Origin of the sequence: Candidatus Pantoea floridensis, assembly GCF_900215435.1 — a bacterium.
Classification (GTDB): Bacteria; Pseudomonadota; Gammaproteobacteria; order Enterobacterales; family Enterobacteriaceae; genus Pantoea; species Pantoea floridensis.
Map to the genome: position 1 here is coordinate 1,753,800 of NZ_OCMY01000001.1, position 21,701 is coordinate 1,775,500.

Below are 21,701 nucleotides of genomic sequence, written 5' to 3' on the forward strand. Positions count from 1 at the left end.
ATTTGGCGTGGGGTGCAGCGTGTAAAGTGGACATAATACTGAGTATTTAGCGTTTAGCTGGCGGAAAGGGTGTATTTACGGCTTTTGCTGTTTGCCCGCTGCGTTGCTCAGGAAAGGTGCAGCGATCCCGTCCAAATGACAGACGAAAAAAAACCTGCTTATAAAAGCAGGTTTCTTCAAAGATGGTCGGCGAGAGAGGATTCGAACCTCCGACCCACTGGTCCCAAACCAGTTGCGCTACCAAGCTGCGCTACTCGCCGATGGGGGCGCATATTACTGCGCTGCTAAAAAAGCGTCAATCCCTTTTACCTAAATTCCGCCCGATCGCCTGGAAAGCAAGCAGTGCCTTAAAAAGCCCTGCTGCTCAATAGCTTCCAGGTAAATATTACAGCGTTTTAGCCGGTGCGCCCGCAGGTGCCTGGCACCAGTTATTGGCAGCTTTAATTCCACCATCTGGAGAGGTATAACCGAGGCAACCTAAAATCGTATCAAACAGCTCAACATGACGATGCGTTTTACCTACGCGCTGCTGCGCCTGCAAGCGCTCGAAGTTGCTGCGGTTGGTTGGGTCTGCCAGATACTTATCGGAAGCCCAGACAATCATCGGCACGCGGAACTGCTCTGGCGGTGCCATCTCGCGCGGGGTACCGTGCAGATGCATATTCTCGCTGATCGATTCACCATGGTCAGCGGCGTAGAACACTATCGCCTTCTTATCACGCAGCTGATCGAGCACGCTATCCAGCATGGTATCCACGTATAAAACGGAGTTGTCATAAGCATTGATCAACTGCGCTTTACTGCAGGTTTCATCAACCCCCATGCACTCTGGTTTATAGCGCGCGAAATCACGCGGGTAGCGCTGGGAATAAAGGTAGTGCGAACCTTTGGTATGCAGAATCACTACATGCTTACCTTTCGGGAAACGCTGCAGCGAGGCTTGCAGTTCAGGCACTAACAGCATGTCATCCACCGCCTTGCCCTGATTGCGCTTCTCAGAACCAATCTGCTCACGGAATGAGAAGTTGTTGGTATCTGCATTATCGTAGAACCACACTTCACTCTGCATAGCGAACAGCTCAGAGGTGAAGCCCAGCTCTTTCAGCACCGCAAAAATGTTTTGTTCTTTCAACGTGCGGCCTGGGTTGTCCATGGTGCCGCCTTCGCGCACAAACATGCAGCGCAGCGAGAGCTTGGTAGCGGTATCACATGATTCGCCGCGGAAAGCGACCAGGTTTTTCTCTTTCGACAATTTCGGTGTGGTGTCGCGATCGTAGCCCAGCATCCCCATATGGTCCCAGCGCGTGGTTTCACCAATCACAAACACCATATAAGTATCGTCAATGCCTGGCGGCGCAACGTAGGTGAACTTTTTCGCCGGATCCAGCAGCTCTTTGCCATCCCACTCTTCATCCACTTTGGTCCAGGCGAACAGTCCTAGCGCCGCGATCCAGTTTGATGGCAGATAGGAGTGCGCCACGACCCCGCCGTAACTCGGCAAATCGATGTTAGTGATCTCTTCGTTAACTTTCTGCAACTTGTCAAAATAGCGAATAGGCAGCCACACCAGCGCCACGCTCAGCAACAGAATCACCACGGGTTTAAGACGTTGACCCGGCGTTTTCAACTGTTCGATTAGCGTTTGGCTAAGGTTATTACTCCAAATTAGCAACAGCGGCAGCGCACTCACCAGCACCATCCACAGCACGAAACGCAGGCCAATCACTTCTTTAGAGAGATCGACATCGGTAGTCATCACCGAAGCAATGATGCCGTAGCCGATCACCACATTGAAGAACGCCATGTAATAGGCTGCAGCAACCGAAATCACCACAATTAGGCTGGCCAGAACGCGATAAGCCCATTTACCGCCCAGCGACAGCAAGCGCATCAGGAAGAAAGTCAGCAACACGGCCGCCATCACTTCCGCGGCAGCAGAGAGCCAGTTAGAGAGCGTCGATTGGGTTAAAAAACCGTCAAAACGGCGATAAAATATCGGCAAATTCAATAAGATGCCGAGATACAAAGCAAGCAGCAGTGACAGCTTTTGCTGCGTTAAACTTTTAATATAATTCATGAAAATATTTATTCCCGACCTGGTGTCGTTGTATCAACCGTTATGTGACTATTTAAAGGCAGTAGAGTTCGCTAAACCGCGGAAAAAGCGTGACGCAACGTGCAGGATCGGGACGATTCTGATTGGCGATAGGGCGATGACGCGAAGCGGAGCAGTAGAACATTTAACCAATGGTTAGACCAGAAAAATTTTTTCATCGGACCAATCGGCGTAATATTCAGATGTAAAAAAGGCCCCCGCAGGAGCCTTTTATTTTATCAACATCAATTAGTTAATGATGTTCAGCGTTACGTCAATGTTGCCGCGCGTAGCATTGGAATAAGGGCAAACAATGTGCGCCGCATCAACCAGTTTCTGTGCTTCGGCAGCATCCATGTCTGGCAGATGGATATTCAATTTGGCCTCAATACCGAAACCGTTCGGGATCGGGCCGATGCCCACTTCACCTTCAATCCACGCCTCTTTTGGCATGGTAATTTTATCGCGGCCGGCAACAAATTTCATCGCGCCAAGGAAACACGCCGAATAACCCGCAGCAAACAACTGCTCTGGATTAGTCACTTCGCCGCCTGCGCCACCCATCTCTTTTGGCACGCCCAGTTTTACATCCAGCACGTTATCTGAAGAAGTAGCACGACCATCACGACCACCGGTAGCTTTAGCTTTTGCAGTGTAAACAACTTTCTCTAAAGACATAATAACCTCATTAATTCGCTATATAATCGCGCACTACTTATTATGCGCAAGCCTGAACTTCATGGTGTGGGATGTCGAGACAGCGACTTCCCGAATTACTTAGCGCGAGACAAACTGTCGCGCAAATCGTCCAACTGGCCTTTCAGCAACGCCATCGCATCATCATCGCAGGCGGTCGCACACTGAATGGCTTCCGGAATACTTGCGGCTTTGGCACGTAACGCACGCCCCTCATCGGTTAGCGTTACCACCACCTGGCGTTCATCCTGACGTGAACGCTGGCGGCGCAATAAGCCGGCGCTTTCCAGACGTTTCAATAGTGGCGTCAGCGTTGCCGAATCAAGAAACAGCTGCTCGCCAATCTCCGATACCGTGACATCATCCTGATTCCACAGCACCAACATGACCAGATATTGCGGATAGGTAATCTCCAGCGTTGACAGCAGCTGACGATAGACTTTGTGCATCGCGAGATTCGCCGAGTACAGCGCAAAGCAGAGCTGCTGATCTAACTGAAGTGGCGCCTGCTTCACTTTTTTGTCATCTTGATTACTGTTCATGAAGTTCAATATAGATAGCGCGCTAGATAATTGCAAGCAATCTTTCTCTGGGAGAGTGGAATATGCGAGATTCACTGGAAGAGCAAGCGCGCCGTTATGCCACAGAAGCGCATGCTGCTGCGGGCCAGCGCCGTAAATATACGGATGAACCTTACATTGTTCACCCCGCTGCCGTCGCCGAACTGGTACGGAGCGTTACCGATGACGAACAGATGATTGCCGCCGCCTGGCTGCATGATACGGTTGAAGATACACCCACCACTTTAGAAGACATTGAACGTCATTTCGGCGCGCGGGTGGCTGAACTGGTAGATATGCTCACTGACAGCGAGCAGCCCGCCGCAAAAAATCGTGCCGCTCGTAAGCTGGCGCATTTTCGTCATACCGCTGCGGCCTCACCCGAGGCGCAAACCATCAAACTGGCCGATATCATCGATAACACCCGCGCCATCGTGCAATACGATGCTCACTTTGCCCGCGTCTATCTGGTTGAAAAACAGATTCAGATTCAACTATTGCGCGAAGGGGATCGGCATTTGTGGCAGCAGGCGGAACAGACAATTAAGCAAGGTCTTGCTCAATTAGCACAGCCGCCGCACAGCGTGCCGGAAAGCTGGTTCGTGAAACAGGCGGCGAAGTATAGCGACGTAAATTAAAAAACCCGCCGTATAGGCGGGTTGGAGCACCAAATAAAGCCTGGTGTTACTCCAGCAGTTGACGCCCCAGATAGGGGTTTGCTTGCAGCAGCTTCATCAGTTTGCGCGCCGTAGCGGAAGGACGCGTACGTTGCGCCTCCCAGCTTTTAACTGACGAGACGCTCACCCCCATCACGCGGGCGAATTCATCCACCTGCATGCCGGTCATCTCGCGTAAACGCTGCGGCTCGGGAACTGAAGCCTGATTGAGTGTAATTTCTGATACGGAAGACTGAGCATCACGTGTCAAAACAATCTGCTCAAGGCTGCTGAGCAACTCGACCATTGGATCTTTAAATTCCATAGAGAACTCCTTAAAAACTCACTATGAAGCACGTGAAAGTAGAGACGTAAGCACCAAATGGTGCTGAAACCGACCCGTTTAGGTTGTATCGCGGAGTTATTATTAAACCGATGCGGGACACAGCCTGTTGTGCACTGCAAAAAGATGCCAGGGCAATGCAACAATTGTCCGGGTTTCTAAGTATGGGTCAGATCCCCGACTTTGCTGCTTGATTCCTGATTATTTTTTATTCTTTCTTATGCCATTACCCGATCGATCATCATAACCGATTGACCCACCAGCACTTGCTACCCAACCAGTGCCTAAAACTACGAGTCAGTAGCGTTAAGCAGTGCCTTGATTAAAATCTATTCAAAAAAAGTGCCAATTCGCTATCAACATGAATTATCTGACTTATTATTAAACACTTATCCCGCACATTCATGGTGCTGCACAGCGCTGCAGCGTTCCCGCACCAGCATGACGCAAAGAGAAAGGGTTATGAGCGATTTGGATTTTACCGCCAGCTATGCCTCACACCGCGTACCTATGATGGGCCGCAACGCGGTTGCTACCTCGCAGCCGCTTGCAGCACAGGCAGGTATTCGCATGCTGCAACAGGGCGGCAATGCGGTAGATGCCGCAATCGCCAGCGCAATGGCGCTCACGGTGTTAGAGCCGACGGGCAACGGCCTCGGTAGCGATGCTTTTGCCATTATCTGGGATGGCAAACAGCTGCAGGGATTGAATGCTTCAGGACGTTCACCGGCGGCATGGAGCCCAGCACGTTTCGCCGGATATAACGCGATGCCGGAAATCGGTTGGGAATCCGTCACGGTGCCTGGCGCGGTATCGGCTTGGGTAACCCTGGCTGAACGCTTTGCCACCCTGCCGCTCACCACGCTGGCACAGCCGGCGATAGCGTATGCACGTGAAGGTTTCCCGGTTTCGCCGCTGATAGGTCACCTATGGCAGCGCGGCTATAACAAACTGAAAGATCAACCCGGCTTCGTCGAGTGCTTTGCGCCCGATGGCCTGCCGCCACGCGCCGGTGAGCTCTTCCGTAATCCGGCGCAAGCCACTACCTTGCAAAAAATCGCCGAAACGCGTGGCGAAGCTTTCTATCGCGGCGAACTCGCCGAAAAGATGGTGGCGTTTGCCAAACAGCACGGCGCATCCCTCACTATGTCTGACCTGGATAACCATCGCGCCGATTGGGTTGATCTGCTGTCGCGTCCGTTTGCCGGTGGATCGGTGCAGGAACTGCCCCCCAATGGCCAGGGCATCGCCACCTTGATTGCGCTGGGCATTCTCGAGCAGTGGGATATTGGCCGCTATACGCCGGATTCGGTGCCGTGGCTGCATCTCTCTATTGAGGCGATGAAACTGGCGCTGGTCGATCTGGATCGCTACGTCAGCGATTACGATCACCTTGAATTCCCTGCCGAACTGCTGTTGAGCGATCGCTATCTTCAGCAGCGTGCACAGCTGATCGACCCTGATAAAGCCGGAGATTTTACCTTTGGCGCACCGCAGCAGAGCGGCACGGTCTATGTTACCACCGCCGATGCCAGCGGCATGATGGTTTCCTTTATACAATCCAACTTTATGGGCTTTGGCTCGGGCGTGGTGGTGCCAGGCACCGGCATCAGTCTGCAGAACCGCGGCTGTGGGTTCTCGCTCGATGCGCAACATCCGAACGTGGTGGCAGGCGGTAAACGTCCGTTCCACACCATTATTCCGGCGTTTGCTTTAGATGCTGCGGGACAGCCGCTGATGTCGTTTGGCGTGATGGGCGGTCCAATGCAGGCGCAAGGCCATCTGCAGCTGGCGCTACGTATCATGCAGCATAAACAAAACCCGCAGGCGGCGATTGATGCGCCGCGCTGGCGCGTTGAGCAAGGGCGTTCAGTGGTGGTCGAACCGGGTATCGATCGCAACGCGTTGGCAAAATTACGTGAAATGGGGCATCTGATCACGCTCGAAGATCCCCTTCTCGGCTATAACTTCGGCGGCGCGCAGGCGATTGTTCGCGATCCACAAGGTTTCTATATCGCCGCAACGGAAAGCCGCAAAGATGGACAGGCGCTGGTGTTTTAATTTGCCCGGTGCGCCCGTTGTACACACCAGACCATTGCACTATTCTTTAGGACCATTTTCGCAAAAATTTTAATCCCGAATAATTCGAGCATTGGCTTGGAATAGGATGGGAGAAAGCCATTATCACAGGAGTTGAATTATGGCGTCAGGATTATCCCGCATCTGGATGCGTACCGGCATGCTGATGGTCAGCGCATTGGTGGTGTTGCAACTCACCGCCTGTGGCGACAAAGAGGGCGATCAGCGTAAAGCTTTCAGTGATTTCCTTCAAAATACCGTGATGCGTAGCGGCGAGCATCTGCCCAGCCTGAGTGAAAACCAGAAGCAGACCTTCGGTAACTACGCCAGCGATTACGCCATCCTGTATGGCTTCTCACAGCAGGCGAACCAGGCAATTGATCAAGGTATGCGTCCCGTTGTCGATGAATTGGCCGCGATTCGTGTACCGCAGGATTATTTAACCCGCCGCGACAGCCTGCGCCAGGCGAGCAGTAATTTGAGTGTGCTGACACAGCAGATTCAGAGCGCCAAAATGCAGGCCGACAGCAGCAAAGCCACGCTGAAGCAGCCGGACGATCTGAAAAAAGTCTACGATGCCGCCTTCGCTAAAGTCGTCACACAGCCGGCCAGCACGCTGATTCCGCTACTGCCGCAGCTGCAGGCATTAAGCCAGGCGGCAGTGCAAACCGGGGATTATCTGCAATCGCAAGGCGCACGCGTTACCTTTAATGACGGCGGCGTGCAATTCCCAACGCAGGATCAGGCGACGCAGTACAACACGCTAATGAGCAATCTTTCCAGTAACGCGCAGGCGCTCACACAAGCGCAAAACGCGGTGCAAGGCGGTTTGTAAAACGTTGAGTCATTTTCCGGGGTCGCCATAAATGGCGTAATACCCGTTAGTTAAGCGTGAATCGGTCACCATGAATGGTGACCCCACGTGGATATAGCCGGGTTTTCGTAGGGTGCGCATTCATGCGCACCTGCATAAAAAGCCCTTTTTTTGCTTAATTCAGTGGCATTACGCCATAAAGGGCGGCCCTACAAACCGCCCTTGCTCGTCTCCTGATGGGTTCACCTCTTTTCAGATTTTCGTCACTTCCTTACAGCGCGCTTTTCTGCTGCACGATAGTGTGATCTGACGCATTTTCGACCACAAATTGTTTGTGACGAAGATCACATTTACACAACAAACCAACGCCAATAAAAGGTGATTCAAGTCACATTCATCACCTTGTTTTGCTTAAAAATCCGTCATCGTTGCTTTCTTACAGCTCTTTTTTGTGATCGATGTCACCTTATAGCCCCCTCACCACCCCAAATTAGCGTGATCTGCATCACACTAAGCCCGTGCTCTACGCAGCGTAATAAACTAGTGCTAGAGTCCGCCTGCATACAGTAATGCCACGGCCCCCGCCGTAACGTTCAAACAAAAACAAACGCGCTCTCTTATTGCAGCGCGTCTCAATAAGGGGTGGGTTTATGTCCTCATCAGTAAAGGTCAAGGTTCAGAGCTTTGGTCGCTTTCTGAGTAATATGGTGATGCCTAACATCGGTGCGTTTATCGCCTGGGGTATCATCACTGCGCTGTTCATCCCAACCGGATGGATTCCAAACGAAACGCTGGCGAAACTCGTCGGCCCAATGATCACTTACCTGCTGCCGCTGCTGATTGGTTTCACCGGTGGACGTCTGGTAGGCGGCGATCGCGGTGGCGTGGTGGGTGCAATCACCACCATGGGCGTGATCGTCGGTGCCGATATGCCGATGTTCCTTGGCTCAATGATTGCCGGTCCGCTGGGCGGCTGGGCGATCAAATCCTTTGACCGCGTGGTAGATGGCAAGATCAAAAGCGGCTTCGAGATGCTGGTGAACAACTTCTCGGCCGGTATCATCGGGATGCTGCTGGCGCTGCTGGCGTTCCTGGCGATCGGTCCACTGGTTGAAGGTCTGTCACACATTCTCGCCGCTGGCGTGAACCTGATGGTGCAGAACAACCTGCTGCCACTGACCTCCATCTTTGTTGAACCGGCGAAAATCCTGTTCCTCAATAACGCCATCAACCACGGTATCTTCTCTCCACTGGGTATCCAGCAGGCGAGCGAGGCGGGCAAATCAATCTTCTTCCTGATTGAAGCCAACCCAGGTCCGGGTATGGGCGTGCTGGTTGCCTACATGATTTTTGGTCGCGGTAGCGCCAAACAATCTGCAGGTGGTGCAGCGATTATCCACTTCCTCGGCGGTATCCACGAAATCTACTTCCCGTACGTGCTGATGGCGCCGCGTCTGCTGCTGGCGGTTATTCTCGGTGGTATGACTGGCGTGTTCACCCTGACGCTGCTGAACGGCGGTCTGGTTTCGCCGGCATCTCCAGGTTCCATCCTGGCGGTACTGGCGATGACGCCAAAAGGTGCATACTTCGCTAACATTGCGGCGATTATTGCGGCCTTTGCGGTCTCCTTCGTGGTCTCTTCAATCCTGCTGAAAACCAGCAAAGTGAAAGAAGATGACGATATCGAAGCCGCGACTCAGCGCATGAAAGATATGAAAGCGCAGTCAAAAGGCCAGGCCGTTGCGGGTTCACCGGTCGCTGGCGATGCGATGAGCGTTGACCTGAACCACGTGCGCAAAATCATCGTGGCCTGTGACGCCGGTATGGGTTCAAGTGCGATGGGTGCAGGTGTGCTGCGTAAGAAAGTGCAGGACGCCGGCCTAAGCAATATCTCCGTCACTAACAGCGCGATTAACTCGCTGCCGGGCGATGTCGATTTGGTGATTACCCACCGCGATCTAACGGAACGTGCGATGCGCCAGGCGCCACAGGCGCAGCATATTTCGCTGAACAACTTCCTCGATAGCGCGCTGTACAGCAATCTGACTGAACGTCTGGTTGCCGCTAATCGCAGTGAAGCCCATCGCGAAACCGTGCAGACCACGCTGGCGGACAGCTATGACGAAGGCAACGCGCACCTGTTCAAACTGGGTGCAGACAATGTGTTCCTCGGTCTGAGCGCCACCCACAAAGAGCAGGCGATTCGCTTTGCCGGTGAACAGTTGGTGAAAGGCGGATATGTTCAGCCGGAATATGTTGAAGCGATGCTGGAACGTGAAAAGCTAACGCCAACCTATCTCGGTGAGTCAATTGCCGTTCCGCACGGTACCGTGGAAGCAAAAGATCGCGTGTTGAAAACCGGTGTGGTGTTCTGCCAGTATCCGGCCGGTGTACAGTTTGGTGATGAACCAGAAGACGTTGCGCGTCTGGTCATTGGTATCGCCGCTCGCAACAACGAGCATATTCAGGTCATTACCAGCCTGACGAATGCGCTGGACGATGACAGCGTAATTGAGAAGCTGGCAAACACCACCAGCGTGCAGGACGTATTGGACCTGCTCTCAGGCAGCACCGTTAAAGCGTAACAGCACGTTTTACCTTCCCTGGGGCGGGTAAGCCCGTCCCACATTTCCGGGGCGGACTTGCCCGCCCTTTCGTCATTTGATATGGGTCAAATTTATGAAAGCGTTACATTTTGGAGCAGGTAACATCGGTCGCGGTTTTATCGGTAAGTTGCTGGCAGATGCCGGAATCGAGCTGGTGTTTGCTGACGTCAATCAGGTGGTGCTTGATGCCCTTAACGCCCGTCATGAGTATCCGGTTCATGTGGTTGGCGAGCAGGCGAAAGTCGAAATCGTAAAAGGCGTTAGCGCCGTAAACAGCACCAGCGACGATATCGTTACGCTGATTGCTGAAGTGGATATTGTGACGACTGCGGTTGGTCCGCAAATTCTGGAACGCATCGCCGGTGGCGTGGCTAAAGGTCTGGCCAAACGCAGCGACAGCGGTAACGTCCGCCCGCTAAATATCATCGCCTGTGAAAATATGGTGCGCGGTACCAGCCAGCTGAAACAGCACGTGCTGAAAGCCCTGCCAGAGCAGTATCACGCATGGGTAGAAGCGCACGTTGGTTTCGTTGATTCTGCGGTAGACCGCATCGTCCCGCCGTCAGAAGCCGGCACCACCGATCCGCTGGAAGTCACCGTTGAAACCTTCAGCGAGTGGATTGTTGATAAAACCCAGTTCAAAGGCGAGCTGCCGAATATCCCAGGCATGGAACTGACCGATAATCTGATGGCATTCGTTGAGCGCAAGCTGTTCACCCTCAACACCGGCCATGCGATCACCGCTTATCTCGGCCAACTTGCAGGTCACGCGACCATTCGTGATGCGATTCTGGATAAGAAAGTCCGTGCCATCGTGCAAGGTGCCATGCAGGAAAGTGGTGCGGTACTGATTAAGCGCTATGGTTTTGAAGCCGATAAACATGCGGCTTACATCCAGAAGATCCTCAGTCGTTTCGAAAACCCCTACCTGAAAGATGACGTTGAGCGCGTTGGCCGTCAGCCGCTGCGTAAGCTGAGTGCGGGCGATCGCCTGATCAAGCCAACGCTGGGCACGCTGGAGTATCAGCTGTCTCACGACAATCTGGTGCAGGGCATCGCCGCCGCGATGCACTATCGCAGCGAAGCCGATCCGCAAGCGCAAGAGCTGGTCGCTTTGCTGGCAGAAAAAGGCCCGCAGGCCACGCTGGCTGAGATTTCCGGCCTGGATGCCAATAGCGATGTGGTCACCTCAGTGGTGAGCGCTTACAACGCTATGGCATAATGCGCGCCCTTTAGTGGTTAACTCGGGCACGTCTTCGTGCCCGTTGGCGGTAGCTGAACGATGCAGGCAATAATGGAAGAGAAGCAGGCTTTTGAAAACCGGGTGCTTGAGCGCCTGAATGCCGGTCGTTCGGTGAGAAGCTTTCTGATCGCCGCCGTTGAACTGCTGACCGAAGCGGTTAACCTGCTGGTGCTGCAAGTGTTTCGTAAGGACGATTACGCGGTTAAATATGCGGTAGAACCGCTGCTGCTCGGTGATGGTCCGCTGGGCGAACTCTCCGTTCGTCTCAAGTTGATTTACGGCCTTGGCGTCATCAACCGGCATGAGTATGAAGACTGTGAACTGCTGCTGGCGCTGCGCGAGGAACTGAATCATGACATCAGCGATTATCGTTTTACTGACGATGAGATCCTTGGACCGTTTGGCGAATTGCACTGCGTGGTCGCCTGGCCGCCGCAGCCGGATTTCAACCGCGATGACGATCAACTCCGGTCAATGCAGCAGCAGCGTTATCTGCAAATGGTACGATCAACCATGGTGCTGTCGCTGACCGAGCTGATTTCCCGCATCTCGCACAAACAGGTGTTTAAAAAGCCGGCGGTGTAGGGTCGCCATTCATGGTGACCAGGCGCGCATGAGTGCGCCCCCTACGAAAACCTCGCCAAGCCACTGTAGGGACGCCATTCATGGTGACCAGGTGCGCATGAATGCGCCCCTACGAAAACCTCACCAAACCACTGTAGGGTCGCCATTCATGGCGACCAGGTGCGCATGAATGCGCACCCTATGAAAACCTCGCCAAACTACTGTAGGGTCGCCATTCATGGTGACCAGGTGCGCATGAATGCGCACCCTACGCTCCACGCTGCAAAACGGCGCAGATTTGTGTATCCTTTCCCTGTTTTCCTTAACGAGTTTCCCCCAATGAAAGAAAAAGAAAAAGCCGAGATCAAACTTCTCAGCGATCAGCTGGACGCACTCAACCGCAAAGAAGCCCCGCTGTTAGCGTCTGGCGATGCCGAAAAGCTCGGAGAGCTGCTGCGTGAAAAAGAGAAGCTGGAGCTGGAAATTGAGCGCCTGCGTGGTGTACGTACAGAGAAGCTAAGCAAAGAAGCGCAACAGCTGCAGAAGCTGGGCTTTAGCCGCGAAATTACCAAAAAAGAGCAGGCCAACATGGGCGCATTCAAGAAAAGTGTGCGCGGCCTGGTGGTAGTGCACCCAATGACCGCGCTCGGACGTGAGATGGGACTAAAAGTGATGACCGGCTACGCGAAGCAGCCGTTCTAATCATGACTTACGCGGCGTGTGAGACGTCGCGTTGGATGCCTGCCGCCTGATGAACTTGTTCATTTAGGCTGTCCAGCAAGGCATAGCGACGGCGGTACTCGGCGCGCTTCTTGCTGGCAATCTCTTCCAACTCTTTCCGCTCTGCGCGCAAAGGCAGCATAAACAGCTCATCCGACCGCATCACCCCGCCCAGAGATAGCCAAAACTCGCTGTAGCTCGCAAAAAACTTGTCGCTCTTGCTGTGACGATAGCGCAGGCTGCGGAACACGTGTGTGGTATCACCAACGGCAGTTATCGCTTCTACGCCACACTGCTCCGCCAGGTTAAATACGGCTTCCATCAGCAGACGTTTTGGGAATACGCCGTGTGCGGCTTTCGTGGCATCGCGAATCACATCGTTAGAGATATGTTTACGCGGCCCCTGTAAACCACCGATTAATAAGGTGCGCTTCTGGCGCTCACCAATAATAGAGAACGAGAGAGACGCAATTAACTGGGTTTCGTAACGCAACTCCAGTGTAATTTCACCTTCACGGTCGAAGCGGCCCGGACAGCAATAAATCAAAAATGACTCATCATTTTTGCCGCTTAAATTGGCCAGCAAATTGTCGCCCGGACTCTGCAAAAGCTGGCGCAAGGTTGCGTTATCCAGCTGGTCCATCAACATATAGTGATCGATGATGGCCTGCGCGCGCTGCGCAACGCTAAAACCTGCGCGCAAGTAGGGACGATGAGGTTTGGCCGGCAGCAGGCCTTGTAGGCTCAATAATTGCGGCAGCGCTGGTAACTTCGCTAATTTATTAAGGTAACTGAAGGTAGTAATAGGAAATACCAACGACCTTAAGGCAAATTTTGTGCGGAAACTACTGCTATTCCATAATTTATCCGGTCTGAACTTCCCACTAATTAATGGCAAAAACAGTGATGCTGACGAATCATTATTCGTCACAGAAGTTGTGATAATAGACATGATTATTTAGGCTTTGCGAGACAAATTATCGCTACTATATGCCCCAAATTATCAACGGCAGGTTAATAGCTTTCGCAGCATAATAATCGTGCGGAAAAATATCCGCGTTGTTTAGGAATGGTTTAATTAAAGCGAAAAAAAACCGGTGAACAACTCCACCGGTTACCTATATTGCGGGCGTTAGCCAGAACTTATTTAGCAGAAGCAAAACGCGCTGCAGCTTCGTCCCAGTTCACAACGTTCCAGAATGCTTTGATGTAATCAGGACGCTTGTTCTGATACTTCAGGTAGTAAGCGTGTTCCCACACGTCTAAACCGATGATTGGGAAACCTGAAACGCCAGCGACGGCTTCACCCATCAGCGGGCTGTCCTGGTTTGCGGTAGAAACCACAGCCAGTTTGTCGCCTTTTTTCACCAGCCACGCCCAGCCTGAGCCGAAGCGAGTGGTCGCGGCTTTCTCAAACTCAGCCTGGAAAGCTTCAACGCTACCGAAATCTTTTTCGATTGCTGCTTTCAGGTCGCCTTGCAGCGAGGTGCCCAGCTTCAGACCTTTCCAGAAGAAGCTGTGGTTGGCATGGCCGCCCGCGTTGTTACGCAGTGGACCTTTTTTATCTGCTGGCAGCTGATCCAGTTTGGTGATCAGCTCTTCTACCGGCAGGTTGGCGAATTCGGTACCTTCCAGCGCGGCGTTAGCGTTGTTAACGTAGGTCTGGTGGTGTTTAGTGTGATGGATTTCCATCGTCTGCTTGTCGAAGTGCGGTTCCAGTGCGTCGTAGGCATACGGCAGGGATGGCAGTGAATAACTCATGTTCTTCCTCTCCATTTAGTGTTTTGCAGCACTACCTCACTGGGTGTGCCGCGTAAGCAGTCGGATCATTATAGTTAAAAACATGATCCGTAAAAGGGTTATCAATGCCTTAGAATTGATAAGGATTTGATGAATCTGGGAAAAGGTGCGCACTTACCGCTACACCTTATGCGTGCTGGCGCGCAATTTGAGTTGAACCGGCAGCTCATTGATAGCAGGTGGCTCGTCGCCCTTAAGCGCCGACAGCAGACGTTTGCCCGCTGTCCGCCCCATCTCTTCATACGGCAGCACAATGCTGGTAAGCGGTGGCGAACACACTGCCGCTAACGGACCCCCTCCGATGCTGGCAATCGCTAACTGGCTGGGAATCGAGATCCCTGCTGCATGACACGCCATAATGGCACCGCAGGCAACTTCATCGCTGGTGCAAATCAATACATCCAGTTCGGGCCAGGTCATGCGGATCTCCGCCAGCAGGCTATGTCCCGCAGCAAAGGTCGGCATCTTCGGTGACGTTACCACGCGATGTGGCGCTTGATTCAGCGCTAACATGCCGCTGTGCCAGCCATTCAGCAGCTGGCGAAAGATGGTGTTGTTACTTTGGGTGCAGAGCAAGCCGAGGTTGCGATAGCCACGCTCTACCAGGCTCTGCACCAGCTGGCGAATCGCTTTGGCGTAATCGACGCCAATGCTGATCCCCGCCGAATCCTGATGTACGCCGCCAATATCCATCACCGGCAGCCCGGAATTGCTCAGCAAACGATGCGCCTCGGCAGCGTTATCGAAATTGAAATGCACCATCGCCGCCGGATTATAAGAGAGCAGCATTTCGATCAGTTCGCTCTCTTCCGCAGCCGAATGGTTGGCTTCTGCCAGCATCATGTTGTAACCCTGTGGACGCAGCACTTCCTGCAGCGCTTCCGAAACAATGGTACTGCCCGGCGTGGCAAATGAGGGCACCACCATGGTGATCAGCCGCGAAGTTGCCGATGCCAGATTGCTTGCCTGCACGTTAGGCACGTACGACAACTCAATGACCGCCGCATCAATTTTGGCGCGAATGTCAGGCGAAACCTTCTCCGGCATGCGCAGCGCGCGCGATGCGGTCATGGTACTTACGCCCACCAAACGGGCAACATCGGCCAGGGTGCTTTTGCCGGTACTGCGCCGTTTTTTTTCTGTCATGCACTCTCCTGCATTACTCACCGCTTGTGCCAGGACGCAGCTTAAAACCAAAATTGTTAACGCGCCATGTTAAAAACCACAGATTCGGTCATCCCTCACCCGCGAACTCGCCAGAATGCGTGAGCATGTCAGGTGCTTGCAACAATGACAAACCCATCACATGAAAATGTTAGCGATAACACGTTTTTTAACAATCTCAGTGTTAGCGCTAACTTTTGCGACAATCATCATAGAAAATGGGCGAGAAAATAACCTACATTGCACCCCATCGAAGAATAAAGAGGAATTACTGATGCTCACTCAATGGCTAACGCCACAACATATTCGTGTCGTCGAGCAGGTCAGCAACTGGCAGGAAGCGGTGCGCTTATCTGCTGAACCGCTGCTGGCGGAAGGGGCAATCAGTCCGGCTTATCTTGATGCCATCTTCACCTCGCATGCAGAACTGGGCCCCTACTACGTGCTGGCTCCGGGACTGGCGATGCCACATGCTCGTCCGGAACAGGGTGCGCAGAAAAATGGCTTGTCGCTGCTGCACGTGAAAAAGGGTGTGAGTTTTCAGGCAGATGAAAACGATCCTGTGTATGTCGTCATCATGCTATGCGCGGTATCAGGCGACGATCATATTCAAATGATCACCGCATTAGCGGAGGTATTTAGTGACGAATCTCGCCTGCAGCAGCTGCTGTCGGCTTCTACTCTGTCAGCCATAAACGCTGTCATTCAAAATTAATCACCAGAGAACCCTACGATGAAAAAAATCCTGATTGTGTGTGGCAATGGTTTAGGTAGCAGCTTCATTGTTGAAATGAATGTGAAGAAGATTGTAGCGGAATTAGGCAAAGAAGCCGAAGTCGGTCATACCGATTTAACCTCTGCGAAATCTGAACATGCCGATTTAATTATTGCCGCCAAAGATATTGCCGATCAGTTAGCGGGGCACAGCGCGAAAGTGGTTGGCCTGACTAACCTGCTGGATAATGCCAAAATTAAAGAAATCCTGGCTGAGAATATATAACAACACAATACCCCGAAAACTTTACTCACCACGGAGTAAGTTATGCTGCAATTTATTATTAAGGATGTTCTTGGAACACCCGCTATACTTGTCGGCCTTTTTTCCCTGTTTGGTTTATTATTGCAAAAGAAACCGGTCTCTGATGTTATTTCCGGTACGCTTAAAACCATTATGGGTTTTGTTATTCTCATCGCCGGGGCCAATTTAATTGCGGCCACACTGACCATTTTTAGCCAACTCTTTGAACACTCGTTTAATATTCAGGGTGTGGTGCCAAACACCGATGCGATGGCGGCGCTGGCGCAGAAAAGCTACGGCACTGAAACCGCGATGATCATGGTGTTCGGCATGTTGGTGAACATTCTACTGGCACGCATTACGCCGCTGAAATACATCTTCCTGACCGGCCACCATACTCTGTATATGTCGGCGATGCTGGCGGTAATCCTGTCAGTGGGTGGTGTGCACGGATTCTGGTTAGTCGTAATTGGATCACTGATTCTCGGCACCATGATGGTGGTGTGCCCGGCAATTCTGCAGCCCTTTACGCGCAAGATTACCAATTCGGACGATCTGGCGCTCGGCCACTTTGGCTCCACCGGTTACCTGCTCTCTGCGCTGGTAGGTAAAGTGGTCGGTAAAGGCAGCCCGTCGATTGAAGAGTTGAAGGTACCAAAAACGCTCAACTTCCTGCGCGATTCATCGGTAGCGATTTCGCTGACCATGATGATTCTGTTCATCGCGCTGGTGTTGGTCGCCGGTAAAGCATTTACCGAAACCATCAGTGGCGGCCAGAACTACATTGTGTTCGCCATCATCCAGTCGATTACCTTTGCAGCCGGCGTCTATATTATCCTGGCCGGCGTACGTATGGTGATTGCGGAGATCGTCCCCGCCTTCAAAGGCATTGCCGATAAACTGGTGCCTAACGCCAAGCCGGCATTGGATTGCCCAACGGTGTTCCCGTTCGCGCCTAATGCGGTGATCATCGGTTTCCTGTCGAGCTTCTCCGCCGGTTTGATCAGCATGTTCCTGTGCCCGTTGTTTGGTCTGAGCGTGATCGTTCCCGGTCTGGTGCCACACTTCTTCTGCGGTGCCACCGCTGGCGTCTACGGCAATATCACCGGCGGACGTCGTGGTGCGGTGATCGGCGCCTTTGTGCAAGGGTTACTGATCTCCTTCCTGCCCGCGATTCTGCTGCCGATGATGGGTGACCTCGGCTTCGCCTCCACCACCTTTGGTGACGCGGATTTCGGCATTGTCGGTATCGTGCTCGGCCACATTATTTCGTTCTTCCATTGATGTCATCAACAGCGCCTGCGGGCGCTGTTTTTGTAATGAGGAAAGAGTTATGAGTGCAAAATTTTCGCCGTCATTAATGTGCATGGACCTTACCCGCTTCCGCGAGCAAGTGGAGGCGATGAATAGCACCGCTGCGTTTTATCATGTCGATATTATGGATGGCAGCTACGTCAAAAATATTACCCTATCGCCGTTCTTTATTGAGAACCTACGTAAAATTACTGAAGTGCCGATTGATGTGCATTTAATGGTGAATCATCCGGAAGATATTATTCCAATGTGCATTGAGGCGGGCGCGGATATTATTAGCTTTCACCCCGAAACCGCCAATAATAAAATCTTCCGTTTACTTACGCAGATTAAAGAGGCCGGACGGCGTTGCGGCGTGGTGTTAAATCCGGCAACCCCAGCGGAAACCATTCGTGAATACGCGCATCTGCTGGATAAAGTAACGGTGATGTCAGTAGATCCCGGCTTTGCTGGACAGAAATTTATACCGGAAACGCTGAATAAGATCCGCCAGCTGATTGCGATGCGTGAAGAGCAGGGTTATCACTATCTGACCGAAATTGATGGTTCGTGCAATGCGCGCACCTTCAAGCAGATTGCGGCGTCGGGCGTTGATGTGTTTATCGTGGGCACATCGGGATTATTTAATCTGCATGACGATGTAGCGCAGGCGTGGCAAAAGATGGAGCGCATTTTCGCCGCTGAAACCGCCAGAGTCTGAGAATGAGGTGGCCATAAATGACCACCCTACAAAATCCGTAGGGTCGCCATTCATGGCGACCTTGTTAATAATCGCACCTTATTTATGACGATCGTTCTATCGTCCCAGCTCGCTCAGCGACTTATCCAGCGCCCCTACCAGCCAATCGATATCCGCCTCCTGGAACGCCAACGGCGGACGCAGCTTCAGCACGTTGCCGTACGGGCCCGCAACTGACGTCAGCACGTGGTGCTCACGCAGTTTCTCAATCAAATCCAGCGCTAGCGCTTTATCCGGCGTTTTGCTGGCGCGGTCTTGCACCAGTTCGAAACCAATAAACAGCCCGGCGCCGCGCACATCGCCGATTGATTCATGACGATCCATCAGTTTCTGCAATTCGCTCAACAGCTTAGCCCCGACTACGCGGCTATGCTCCTGCAGGTCCTCTTCTTTAATCACCGTCAACACCGCCTGCGCTGCGGCCATTGCCACCGGATTACCGCCAAAGGTGTTGAAGTAAGGAATTTCATCGCTAAACGCCGCCAGCACATCGCTTTTTGCCAGCAGGCCGGAAACAGGAATACCGTTGCCCATTGGCTTGCCGGTGGTGACCACATCCGGCACCACGCCGTGGCGTGCAAAGCCCCAGAACGCATCGCCGGTACGGCCAAAGCCTGGCTGCACTTCATCGGCGATAAAAATCCCGCCGTTGGCATGCACCACATCGACCGCTTTCTGCAAGAAGCCGCGCGGGTTAGGCAGCACACCATCTGAAGAGAAGATGGAATCAGCGAGGAAGCCGGCAAACTTAATACCGTGGGCTTTCATATCGTCGATCTGCTTTTGGATTTCATTGGCAAACCACTCGCCGAGATCGGGCGCATTGACGCGATAGGCATCCGGCGGCGGCACCAGACGCGTGGTTGCAGCTAACGGCTGTCCGCTGCCGAGCGCCGGTGAAACCCCCGACGTGAGATCGCTGGTGCCGTGATAGGCCTCCTGCGACACAATAATGCCGGTGCCGCCGCTGAAGGCACGCGCTACGCGAATCGCCAAATCGTTGGCTTCCGAACCGGTGCACATGTACATCGCGCGGTCGATGGCATCCGGTGTGGTCGCCAGCAGCGCTTCGGTATAATCGAGAATGCGCTCATGCAGATAACGCGTATGGGTGTTCAGCATCTTCATCTGCTGATTGACCGCCTCAATCACCGCCGGATGGCAGTGACCAATGCTCGCCACGTTGTTGTACACATCAAGATATTTATGGCCAGCGGCATCCCATAAATATTGCCCTTCGCCGCGCACCAGATGCACTGGCTTGCGGTAAAACAGACGATATGACTCGCCCAACACTTTGCTGCGTTTATCGGTCAGCTTGCGGGTTTCCGCATCCAAATCGTCGGCGTGCTCTGCACGAAAACTGTTGGTGTCCATGATGGTAGAACGTGTAGCCATGGTAACTCCCGTTGCGAAGGTGAAAGGGGTGCATGCGAAATAGCCCATTGTCGCTATCATGCCTGCTTTAGCGACAAATGCAACCAAATACACAAATACAACCAAATACACATGACGGCCTGATGACACTCAGGTAAGCTTAGGCCCAGATTGAACACGCCCCAGGGAAAAGTCATGCTGCAGGAAACTCGCTTACACCGCATTCGTGCGCTGCTGACCACGCAACATCAGGTCAGTACCGAGCGCATTATTAAAGAGCTTGGCATCTCGCGCGAAACCGCACGGCGCGACATTATTGAGCTGGAAGCACAAGGATTGGCGCGGCGGGTGCATGGTGGTTTGGTGGCCGTTGATAGTCAGCCAGAGCCGCCGCTGCAGGTGCGCCGCAACGCGCAGGCGAAAGAGAAACGCGCCATCGCCATCGCCGCCGCGCAGCATTTGCAGCCGGGACAAACCCTGTTCCTTGATGCCGGCACAACGACAAACATGTTGGCGGAAGCGCTGCGCACCATGTCGGGTTTAACCATCATCACCAACAGCCTGCAGGCCGCGCTGGCGCTGAGCGCGGCCGAAGAGCATGAAACATTGAATAATCAGGTGATTTTGATTGGCGGCATGATGATGGCAGGCGCACAGCAAACGCGCGGCGAAATGACCCTCGGCGAGATTTATCGTTATCGCGCTGATGTCGCGCTGCTTTCGCCGGTCGGCATTGATGCTAAAAACGGTGCCAGCAGCTTCCATCCCCATGAAGCGGCGATTGCCCGCGCTATGGTGCAGCAAGCGAATCGCACGATTTTACTGGCGGATCACAGCAAGCTCGGGGTGGTTAGCCGCACGGTTTACGCTCCGATTGCCGATGTCGATTTGCTGATCTGCGACAGCGGCCCGGCAAAACCCGGCGCGCTGGCGGCGCTGCAACAGGCGCTGCCGCAGGTACAGGTAGTTTAACGCAGGCGTTGCGGATGACTGTAAACGGTGGCGCGGCCCGGTTTACTGAAGCCAACCAACGTGAGATTGCAACGCTCGGCTACCTCAACGGCGAGCTGTGTCGCCGCCGATACCGCAAACAGAATTTCAACGCCGCACATGGCGGATTTCTGCACCATCTCATAGCTGGCGCGGCTGGAAACCAGCACCGCGCCCTGCTGCCACGGCTGCTGGCTGCGACTGCCGAGCAGTTTATCCAGCGCCACATGACGTCCCACATCTTCGTAACCACCCTGCAACTCGCCCTGCGGCGACATCCAGGCCGCCGCGTGAGTGCAGCCGGTGAGATTACCAATCGGCTGATAATCACGCAGCTGCGCCAGCCCTTTATCGAGATGGCCTAAATCAAAGGTTTGGCTGAACGGCAGCGGCTGCAGCGGTTTGCCGATTTGATCGAGCTGCTCCACGCCGCATACGCCGCAGCCGGTGCGACCCGCCATGGCGCGACGCTGCTCTTTTAACGCCATAAAGCGGCGGCTGGAGAGCTCAATCTGCACTTCAATACCCTGGCAACCCGGCACCACGTCCATGCCGAAAATCTCATTCGGCTGCTCGATAATCCCTTCCGATAGCGAAAAACCGAGCGCAAAGGCTTCGAGATCGTTGGGCGTCGCCATCATCACCACGTGCGAAATGCCGTTATAGACCAGCGCGATCGGCACTTCCTGCGCCAGCCAGTCGGTTTCTGCGCTATCGATAGTACGGCGCTGCCACACCGGCGACTGCACCGCACCTGAGATCTTATTCACACTCTCGTTACATTCTGGCTGATTCGCTTTCACTTTTTTCGTCTCGGGCAACAACCACATTAAAGCTGTGGTAATATTTAGCCGCTATTGTCACAAGTTTAGTCGGGTCATTCTTGCACCGTATATCGCAAGAATATAGAGGGATAATAATCC

Annotated in this window: 21 protein-coding genes and 1 tRNA gene; 12 read left to right on the plus strand and 10 right to left on the minus strand. The window is 53.2% G+C overall.

Annotation, left to right across the window (positions count from 1 at the left end; all coding sequences use genetic code 11):
• Window positions 1–183: 183 nt before the first annotated feature.
• The 4 genes from CRO19_RS08145 to CRO19_RS08160 form a co-directional block, all read right to left on the minus strand.
• Window positions 184–260, minus strand: a tRNA-Pro gene (locus CRO19_RS08145).
• A gap of 125 nt (window positions 261–385) precedes the next feature.
• Window positions 386–2,077: a kdo(2)-lipid A phosphoethanolamine 7''-transferase gene (gene eptB, locus CRO19_RS08150; protein ID WP_097095386.1), complete on the minus strand. Its 1,692-nt coding sequence runs from the start codon at window positions 2,075–2,077 to the stop codon at window positions 386–388.
• Window positions 2,078–2,344: 267 nt separating this feature from the next.
• Window positions 2,345–2,773: an organic hydroperoxide resistance protein gene (locus CRO19_RS08155; RefSeq protein WP_097095387.1), complete on the minus strand. Its 429-nt coding sequence runs from the start codon at window positions 2,771–2,773 to the stop codon at window positions 2,345–2,347.
• A gap of 95 nt (window positions 2,774–2,868) precedes the next feature.
• A complete protein-coding gene (locus tag CRO19_RS08160; protein WP_097095388.1) occupies window positions 2,869–3,333 on the minus strand; it encodes a MarR family winged helix-turn-helix transcriptional regulator in 465 nt (154 codons plus the stop codon).
• 62 nt (window positions 3,334–3,395) lie between these two features.
• On the opposite strand from CRO19_RS08160, the gene CRO19_RS08165 reads away from it, so the two are divergent.
• Entirely contained in the window at window positions 3,396–3,989 is a 594-nt protein-coding gene (locus CRO19_RS08165) for an HD domain-containing protein (RefSeq protein WP_097095389.1), read from the plus strand.
• Window positions 3,990–4,035: 46 nt separating this feature from the next.
• On the opposite strand, the gene CRO19_RS08170 is transcribed toward CRO19_RS08165, so the two are convergent.
• Window positions 4,036–4,332, minus strand: a complete 297-nt coding sequence (locus CRO19_RS08170) for an HTH-type transcriptional regulator (protein ID WP_097095390.1) — start codon at window positions 4,330–4,332, stop codon at window positions 4,036–4,038.
• 480 nt (window positions 4,333–4,812) lie between these two features.
• Here CRO19_RS08170 and CRO19_RS08175 point away from each other — a divergent pair, with 480 nt between their 5' ends.
• From CRO19_RS08175 to CRO19_RS08200, 6 genes are all read left to right on the plus strand, one after another.
• Complete coding sequence (locus CRO19_RS08175; RefSeq protein ID WP_097095391.1) at window positions 4,813–6,411, plus strand: gamma-glutamyltransferase family protein; 1,599 nt, start codon at window positions 4,813–4,815, stop codon at window positions 6,409–6,411.
• Window positions 6,412–6,550: 139 nt separating this feature from the next.
• On the plus strand, window positions 6,551–7,264 hold the full coding sequence (locus tag CRO19_RS08180; RefSeq protein WP_097095392.1) for a DUF3053 domain-containing protein: 714 nt from the start codon (window positions 6,551–6,553) through the stop codon (window positions 7,262–7,264).
• A gap of 629 nt (window positions 7,265–7,893) precedes the next feature.
• Window positions 7,894–9,828, plus strand: a complete 1,935-nt coding sequence (locus CRO19_RS08185; protein ID WP_007893370.1) for a PTS mannitol transporter subunit IICBA — start codon at window positions 7,894–7,896, stop codon at window positions 9,826–9,828.
• Window positions 9,829–9,922: 94 nt separating this feature from the next.
• Window positions 9,923–11,071 carry a mannitol-1-phosphate 5-dehydrogenase gene (mtlD, locus tag CRO19_RS08190; protein WP_097095393.1) on the plus strand — a complete coding sequence of 383 codons (1,149 nt, stop codon included), beginning with the start codon at window positions 9,923–9,925 and terminating at the stop codon, window positions 11,069–11,071.
• Window positions 11,072–11,131: 60 nt separating this feature from the next.
• Entirely contained in the window at window positions 11,132–11,677 is a 546-nt protein-coding gene (mtlR, locus tag CRO19_RS08195; RefSeq protein WP_176519138.1) for a mannitol operon repressor MtlR, read from the plus strand.
• Between the two features lie 318 nt (window positions 11,678–11,995).
• On the plus strand, window positions 11,996–12,358 hold the full coding sequence (locus CRO19_RS08200) for a YibL family ribosome-associated protein (protein ID WP_097095395.1): 363 nt from the start codon (window positions 11,996–11,998) through the stop codon (window positions 12,356–12,358).
• Between the two features lie 7 nt (window positions 12,359–12,365).
• Here the strand turns inward: CRO19_RS08200 and CRO19_RS08205 are convergent, their stop codons facing one another.
• The 3 genes from CRO19_RS08205 to CRO19_RS08215 all read right to left on the minus strand — a co-directional run bounded on the left by CRO19_RS08205 (window position 12,366) and on the right by CRO19_RS08215 (window position 15,322).
• Window positions 12,366–13,328, minus strand: a complete 963-nt coding sequence (locus tag CRO19_RS08205; protein ID WP_097095396.1) for a VirK/YbjX family protein — start codon at window positions 13,326–13,328, stop codon at window positions 12,366–12,368.
• Window positions 13,329–13,519: 191 nt separating this feature from the next.
• The gene (gene sodA, locus CRO19_RS08210; protein WP_007893384.1) at window positions 13,520–14,137 is read right to left on the minus strand and encodes a superoxide dismutase [Mn]; all 618 of its coding nucleotides are present in this window, start codon (window positions 14,135–14,137) and stop codon (window positions 13,520–13,522) included.
• Between the two features lie 159 nt (window positions 14,138–14,296).
• Window positions 14,297–15,322, minus strand: a complete 1,026-nt coding sequence (locus CRO19_RS08215; RefSeq protein WP_097095397.1) for a LacI family DNA-binding transcriptional regulator — start codon at window positions 15,320–15,322, stop codon at window positions 14,297–14,299.
• A 292-nt stretch (window positions 15,323–15,614) separates the two neighbouring features.
• On the opposite strand from CRO19_RS08215, the gene CRO19_RS08220 reads away from it, so the two are divergent.
• The 4 genes from CRO19_RS08220 to alsE are packed head-to-tail and all read left to right on the plus strand — an operon-like array spanning window position 15,615 to window position 18,372.
• Window positions 15,615–16,055 carry a PTS sugar transporter subunit IIA gene (locus CRO19_RS08220; protein WP_097095398.1) on the plus strand — a complete coding sequence of 147 codons (441 nt, stop codon included), beginning with the start codon at window positions 15,615–15,617 and terminating at the stop codon, window positions 16,053–16,055.
• 18 nt (window positions 16,056–16,073) lie between these two features.
• Window positions 16,074–16,340, plus strand: coding sequence for a PTS sugar transporter subunit IIB (locus CRO19_RS08225; protein ID WP_097095399.1), 267 nt, complete (start codon window positions 16,074–16,076; stop codon window positions 16,338–16,340).
• 42 nt (window positions 16,341–16,382) lie between these two features.
• A complete protein-coding gene (gene ulaA / locus CRO19_RS08230; protein ID WP_097095400.1) occupies window positions 16,383–17,642 on the plus strand; it encodes a PTS ascorbate transporter subunit IIC in 1,260 nt (419 codons plus the stop codon).
• 49 nt (window positions 17,643–17,691) lie between these two features.
• Entirely contained in the window at window positions 17,692–18,372 is a 681-nt protein-coding gene (gene alsE, locus CRO19_RS08235; protein WP_097095401.1) for a D-allulose 6-phosphate 3-epimerase, read from the plus strand.
• A 96-nt stretch (window positions 18,373–18,468) separates the two neighbouring features.
• On the opposite strand, the gene CRO19_RS08240 is transcribed toward alsE, so the two are convergent.
• Entirely contained in the window at window positions 18,469–19,809 is a 1,341-nt protein-coding gene (locus CRO19_RS08240) for an aspartate aminotransferase family protein (RefSeq protein ID WP_097095402.1), read from the minus strand.
• A 174-nt stretch (window positions 19,810–19,983) separates the two neighbouring features.
• On the opposite strand from CRO19_RS08240, the gene CRO19_RS08245 reads away from it, so the two are divergent.
• Window positions 19,984–20,760 carry a DeoR/GlpR family DNA-binding transcription regulator gene (locus CRO19_RS08245; protein ID WP_097095403.1) on the plus strand — a complete coding sequence of 259 codons (777 nt, stop codon included), beginning with the start codon at window positions 19,984–19,986 and terminating at the stop codon, window positions 20,758–20,760.
• Here the strand turns inward: CRO19_RS08245 and fdhD are convergent.
• Window positions 20,757–21,608 carry a formate dehydrogenase accessory sulfurtransferase FdhD gene (gene fdhD / locus CRO19_RS08250; protein ID WP_141400224.1) on the minus strand — a complete coding sequence of 284 codons (852 nt, stop codon included), beginning with the start codon at window positions 21,606–21,608 and terminating at the stop codon, window positions 20,757–20,759. The genes CRO19_RS08245 and fdhD overlap by 4 nt on opposite strands.
• Window positions 21,609–21,701: the final 93 nt, after the last annotated feature.

Excerpts from the sequence above, each read along its gene's own strand:
- CRO19_RS08245 (WP_097095403.1), top strand. The coding sequence starts at position 19,984 with ATGCTGCAGGAAACTCGCTTACACCGCATTCGTGCGCTGCTGACCACG.
- CRO19_RS08185 (WP_007893370.1), top strand. The coding sequence starts at position 7,894 with ATGTCCTCATCAGTAAAGGTCAAGGTTCAGAGCTTTGGTCGCTTTCTG.
- fdhD (WP_141400224.1), bottom strand. The coding sequence starts at position 21,608 with ATGTGGTTGTTGCCCGAGACGAAAAAAGTGAAAGCGAATCAGCCAGAA.
- CRO19_RS08225 (WP_097095399.1), top strand. The coding sequence starts at position 16,074 with ATGAAAAAAATCCTGATTGTGTGTGGCAATGGTTTAGGTAGCAGCTTC.
- ulaA (WP_097095400.1), top strand. The coding sequence starts at position 16,383 with ATGCTGCAATTTATTATTAAGGATGTTCTTGGAACACCCGCTATACTT.
- CRO19_RS08205 (WP_097095396.1), bottom strand. The coding sequence starts at position 13,328 with ATGTCTATTATCACAACTTCTGTGACGAATAATGATTCGTCAGCATCA.
- CRO19_RS08200 (WP_097095395.1), top strand. The coding sequence starts at position 11,996 with ATGAAAGAAAAAGAAAAAGCCGAGATCAAACTTCTCAGCGATCAGCTG.
- CRO19_RS08170 (WP_097095390.1), bottom strand. The coding sequence starts at position 4,332 with ATGGAATTTAAAGATCCAATGGTCGAGTTGCTCAGCAGCCTTGAGCAG.
- CRO19_RS08215 (WP_097095397.1), bottom strand. The coding sequence starts at position 15,322 with ATGACAGAAAAAAAACGGCGCAGTACCGGCAAAAGCACCCTGGCCGAT.
- mtlD (WP_097095393.1), top strand. The coding sequence starts at position 9,923 with ATGAAAGCGTTACATTTTGGAGCAGGTAACATCGGTCGCGGTTTTATC.
- CRO19_RS08155 (WP_097095387.1), bottom strand. The coding sequence starts at position 2,773 with ATGTCTTTAGAGAAAGTTGTTTACACTGCAAAAGCTAAAGCTACCGGT.
- CRO19_RS08220 (WP_097095398.1), top strand. The coding sequence starts at position 15,615 with ATGCTCACTCAATGGCTAACGCCACAACATATTCGTGTCGTCGAGCAG.
- CRO19_RS08175 (WP_097095391.1), top strand. The coding sequence starts at position 4,813 with ATGAGCGATTTGGATTTTACCGCCAGCTATGCCTCACACCGCGTACCT.
- CRO19_RS08180 (WP_097095392.1), top strand. The coding sequence starts at position 6,551 with ATGGCGTCAGGATTATCCCGCATCTGGATGCGTACCGGCATGCTGATG.
- mtlR (WP_176519138.1), top strand. The coding sequence starts at position 11,132 with ATGCAGGCAATAATGGAAGAGAAGCAGGCTTTTGAAAACCGGGTGCTT.
- alsE (WP_097095401.1), top strand. The coding sequence starts at position 17,692 with ATGAGTGCAAAATTTTCGCCGTCATTAATGTGCATGGACCTTACCCGC.
- sodA (WP_007893384.1), bottom strand. The coding sequence starts at position 14,137 with ATGAGTTATTCACTGCCATCCCTGCCGTATGCCTACGACGCACTGGAA.
- CRO19_RS08160 (WP_097095388.1), bottom strand. The coding sequence starts at position 3,333 with ATGAACAGTAATCAAGATGACAAAAAAGTGAAGCAGGCGCCACTTCAG.
- eptB (WP_097095386.1), bottom strand. The coding sequence starts at position 2,077 with ATGAATTATATTAAAAGTTTAACGCAGCAAAAGCTGTCACTGCTGCTT.
- CRO19_RS08240 (WP_097095402.1), bottom strand. The coding sequence starts at position 19,809 with ATGGCTACACGTTCTACCATCATGGACACCAACAGTTTTCGTGCAGAG.
- CRO19_RS08165 (WP_097095389.1), top strand. The coding sequence starts at position 3,396 with ATGCGAGATTCACTGGAAGAGCAAGCGCGCCGTTATGCCACAGAAGCG.